5 protein-coding genes are annotated in these 4,512 nt (G+C 52.8%); 1 reads left to right on the top strand and 4 read right to left on the bottom strand.

Features of this window, described 5'->3' with window-relative positions; translation table 11 throughout:
• The coding region (locus K5905_RS28285) for a PLP-dependent transferase (protein ID WP_297590631.1) at nucleotides 1-710 on the top strand (710 nt) is incomplete at its 5' end.
• A 238-nt stretch (nucleotides 711-948) separates the two neighbouring features.
• Here K5905_RS28285 and K5905_RS28280 read toward each other — a convergent pair.
• From K5905_RS28280 to K5905_RS28265, 4 genes are all read right to left on the bottom strand, one after another.
• Entirely contained in the window at nucleotides 949-2,004 is a 1,056-nt protein-coding gene (locus K5905_RS28280; protein WP_297590629.1) for a dipeptidase, read from the bottom strand.
• A 175-nt stretch (nucleotides 2,005-2,179) separates the two neighbouring features.
• The gene (locus K5905_RS28275) at nucleotides 2,180-2,872 is read right to left on the bottom strand and encodes a FadR/GntR family transcriptional regulator (RefSeq protein ID WP_297590626.1); all 693 of its coding nucleotides are present in this window, start codon (nucleotides 2,870-2,872) and stop codon (nucleotides 2,180-2,182) included.
• A gap of 152 nt (nucleotides 2,873-3,024) precedes the next feature.
• On the bottom strand, nucleotides 3,025-4,125 hold the full coding sequence (locus K5905_RS28270; protein WP_297590623.1) for an ABC transporter ATP-binding protein: 1,101 nt from the start codon (nucleotides 4,123-4,125) through the stop codon (nucleotides 3,025-3,027).
• A 5-nt stretch (nucleotides 4,126-4,130) separates the two neighbouring features.
• The coding region (locus K5905_RS28265; RefSeq protein ID WP_297590620.1) for a carbohydrate ABC transporter permease at nucleotides 4,131-4,512 on the bottom strand (382 nt) is incomplete at its 5' end.

Raw genomic sequence — 4,512 nt, 5'->3', positions numbered from 1 at the left:
CGGTGACCATGGAGGTCCAGGACGTTCCCGCCATCGTTCAGGCAGCCCACGCGCGAAACGTGTCGGTCGCTCTTGATAATACTTATGCCGCCGGGGTGTTATTCGATGCCTTTGCACATGACGTCGATGTCAGCATTCAGGCTTTGACCAAGTATATAGGGGGGCACAGCGATCTTCTTTTGGGGTCCGTTTCGGTTCGGGACGAAGCTGCCTACAAAGCCTTGGGACCCGTCTACCGGCAATTGGGTCTGGCTGTTTCGCCCGACGATTGCAGCCTGGCGCTGCGCGGACTGCAAACCCTGGCAGTGCGCCTGGATCAATTGGAAAGCTCTGCACTTACTATCGCCAGTTGGCTTGCCGAGAATGTTCACATTGAGACAGTTCTGCACCCGGCTTTGCCTGGATGCCCGGGACACGAATTCTGGCGTCGGGATTTCTCCGGGTCTGCCAGTGTGTTCTCGTTCACATTCAACAACAGCTGGTCTGCAAAACAGGTCGAGGAGTTTCTGGACAATTTGAAGCTTTTCAAAATAGGGCTCAGTTGGGGTGGTGTTACCAGTCTCGCAGTTGTCTATCCCGATCTGGACCGCCCGGGGAAAGACTATGGCAGCCGCTTGGTGCGCTTGAACATTGGCCTCGAAAGCCCTGCAGACTTGATTGCTGACCTTAATGCTTCGATGACCCAGGTGCTTGGTGGACTAACTGACTAAGCAGCGTTTTCTCATCACTTGGGCCGTCCAAAAACCAGGTCGGAAGAGAGATTTGTAACGAGATGTTCTGCGAAGGGGTTTAATGCGTTATTTTGCCGAGAAAGCAATAGCTTGGCCAATTCACTTACACTGACTACGCTATTGGCTTCATCTGCCTTTTGTTGAAGCACGGATATTGCAATCCTCACACCCGCGTCGAGGTCTTTCCTGAAACAGTAAAGCTGGCACAGGAATGTTGTTATCCAATGGTTTGACGAAGTACCCGCATCCAGTTCTTCAATGCAATTTTCTCAATTGTTGACGGCTTCATGCCGTGTTTTTCCAGAGCGGCAAAGATCTTGGGGACACCTGTAACGTCACGGATCTCTTCGGGCATCATCACGCCATCGAAATCTGACCCGAGAGCGACGCAGTCTTCGCCGACAGTTTGAACCAGATAATTAACATGCAAGAGCACTGTTTCAAGTGGAACCGAACTGCTCAAGATCCCATTTTGGGCAAGAAAACATGGCGCGAAATTGACGCCGACAACACCACCTGAGCCGGCTATGGCTCTGAGTTGGTCATCGGTGAGATTGCGAGGGGAAGGACACAAGCGATGAGCATTTGAGTGGGTCGCTACAAGCGGTGCATTGCTGATTGAGGCAACATCCCAGAACCCCTGCTGGTTCAGATGAGAAAGGTCGATGAGAACCTTTTTCCGATTGCACTCGCTTACAAGTTCCTTTCCGATTTCCGTCAAGCCCGGACCGATGTCCGGGGGCGCCGGAAACTGAAACGGTACACCGTATCCGAAAATGTTGTTTCGGCTCCATACCAGGCCGATTGACCTCAAACCTCGTTGATAGAGCGTGTCGAGCATCTTGAATTTAGCGTCTATGCAGTCCGCACCTTCGATGTGCATGATTGCAGCTATCTGGTTTTTCGAGTGCGCGTCCTGAAGTTCCGCGAATGATTTGCAAACGCGAACCTGTCCGGCAGAAAGCGTTTCAATGTCCTCCAGCAGGTCGAACATCTCGAGTGTTGCTTTCTGAGCCTTTTCGATCGGCAAGGGTGGTGGCATGGGAACGCTATACCCATCCTCCGACTGGTATTCCTCAAGATCGAACCGTTCCGGTGATGGCGCAAACGCCGCGAAGAAACCACCTGCAAAGCCAGCCTCGCGGGCTCTGGGCAGATCAATTTGCGTCCGCCTGTTTCCAGTAACGAAGCTATTAGCCGGCTGATCTTCGATTTCGTTCAGGAGGCGCAACAGAACGTCATTGTGACCATCGAAAAACGCAAGTTTCTTCAAGTGATGTCCTTTCGGAACTTGTGCGAATTGGACCTGCCTGGACTACAATTGCTTCTGAGGATGAAGCGCGAAATCGAGGTTGCTCAGGCGTGAAAAATGTATGAGCGCTTTTTCTTTGCGCTTGAAGGCCTGTCCGAATTCCGGAACGTGTCTTCAGGAAACGAAGTCGTATGACTTAGTCCTGTGACCGGAGGTCCTCTTCGACAAAGTCCAGCAATTCGATTGTCTTGGCCCTGCTGCGTGCCGGATCCCGATCGGCTATGGCCTGGTAAAGCTCTCTATGCAAGGGAAACGAGCTTTCACCGATGCGGGTCGATTTCACTGCGCCGGAAAAGAACTTTAAAAACGGGCCGCGAACATTGGAGATGATCTGCTCGAAAAGAGGATTGTGGGCTGCGTCATAGATTGACCGGTGAAAGGCCTCGTCCTCTTCCAGAGCAGCACCTTTTTCATGGTGCACACGTTCCATGACGAGCAATCTTTCTTCTATTCGCAAGATCTCCTCGTCGCTTGCCCGTTGAGCGGCAAGAGCAGCTGCTTCGGATTCCAGTGCCCGGCGAAGATCCAGGGCTAGCAACAGCCCCTCTCGTTCTTCACGGATTGCAAGTGGAACAAGTATTTCTCCAGGCTGAATGGTTCGCAAAATGAACGTTCCGGCCCCGTGGCGAATTTCCAGCGCGTTGATAGCCTCCAGCTTGCGCACAGCCTCCCGTACGGATGATCGACCAACACCCAGAGCATCCATAAGCTCACGTTCGGACGGAAGCTTGTCTCCTGCCGAGTAATTGTTGCGGCTTACATAATCGACCAACCTGTCGACCACAGTATCAAGTTTGCTCTTGGCCGGAACCGGTTCGAGTCCTTGCATGTTTTCGTGTCCTGTTTGAATTTCTCCAGCGATGACCCGAAGAAAGGAAAACACATGCGGTGAGCAGATGTGAAGAACATCGACTCACCGCAAGTTCACTTAGCGTATTTGAATTGCCTGAAACGGCCCAGATATTTTAGGTAATCTCGCGATCAGAGTCTCATGCCGTGCTGCATGCTGAATAAATTCAAGTTGTCAGTTCGAAATTGCACGGCGACCCTCTCGCCATGACGAAGTTTTTCGTCCGGGGGAACCCTCATGCAAAATCGGGAATTTTCGGCGACGACCCACACGATCTGCTCTGATCCCAGCATTTCAACAAGGTCTATCGTTCCCAACATTCCACTGGCGATGCCGCTTGGATCCTTCAGAAGAAGAATATGTTCCGGGCGAATGCCCAACTCGACTTCTTGCCCCTCTTCAAGGCTGGTCTCCGCCTCATAGTCTTCAAGGGATAGCGTCAGTTCCGACGAACTGAATATGGGTTTGTCATCCTTGCGCGTCAGCTTGCCCTTGAAAAAATTCATGCTGGGCAGACCGATGAATTGCGCGACAAACCGGTTCGCAGGACGATTGTAGATTTCGTCCGGACAGGCGAGCTGTTGGATGACACCGTCTTTCATTGCGGCAATACGGTCCGCAAGGGTCAAGGCTTCCACCTGATCATGCGTGACGTAGATCATCGTGGCCCCCAGTTCACGATGGAGCCGTTTCAGTTCGACGCGGAGTTCTGCGCGCAGCTTCGCATCAAGATTTGAAAGCGGTTCATCGAAAAGAAATACGTCGACATGGCGCACAAGAGCTCGCCCGATGGCCACTCTTTGGCGCTGGCCGCCCGACAACTCGCTTGGACGTCGATCGAGCAGATGTCCGATCTGAAGAATCCGGGCAGCATCTTCGACCAGTTTGGTGATTTCTCTCCTGGGAGTTCCGTTCATCTTCAGCGCGAAGGACAGGTTTCCCCGAACAGTCATCTTTGGGTACAGCGCGTAGGATTGGAATACCATGGCAATGCCCCGGTCTTTCGGTTCTTCCCAGGTCACGTTTCGGCCATCGATCCAGATCTGACCGCTGGTTGCTTCCTGCAGCCCGGCGAAAGTGTTCAACAGCGTGGACTTGCCGCAACCGGACGAACCCAGAAGGACCAGGAACTCACCCTTTTGAATGTCGAGATTCAAGCCATTGAGCACATCGACAGATCCGAAATTGACACTCAGGTTGCTTGCGCGGACATGTGCGTTCTTGTCGAGCATTTGGTTCACCCTTTTACAGCGCCGGCGGCAATCCCGCGCACAAACCAGCGTCCTGAGAAGAAATAGACAGCCAGAGGGACCAGGGCCGTCAGCAACGTGGCCGCCATGTTGACGTTGTAGGCGACGTCACCTCGGGCTGAATTGACGATGTTGTTGAGCTGGACGGTCATCGGAATATTGTCCCGTCCCCCAAATATCAACCCGAGGAGATAGTCGTTCCAGATGCCTGTTACCTGCAGGATCACGGCGACGATGAGCATCGGGGTCGACATTGGCAACAGCACGTAGAAGAAGATCGAAAAGAACCCGCCACCATCCACACGTGCTGCGTTGAAGATCTCTTTCGGAAGAGATGCGTAGTAGTTGCGGAAGATAAGCGTCATGATC

The sequence above is a fragment of the Roseibium sp. genome (genome assembly GCF_025698965.1).
Classification (GTDB): Bacteria; Pseudomonadota; Alphaproteobacteria; order Rhizobiales; family Stappiaceae; genus Roseibium.
This window is presented reverse-complemented; position numbering and strand designations above follow the sequence as displayed.

Bases quoted from the DNA above. Each gene is read 5' to 3' on its own strand.
- K5905_RS28275 (WP_297590626.1), bottom strand. From the start codon at position 2,872: ATGCAAGGACTCGAACCGGTTCCGGCCAAGAGCAAACTTGATACTGTG.
- K5905_RS28270 (WP_297590623.1), bottom strand. From the start codon at position 4,125: ATGCTCGACAAGAACGCACATGTCCGCGCAAGCAACCTGAGTGTCAAT.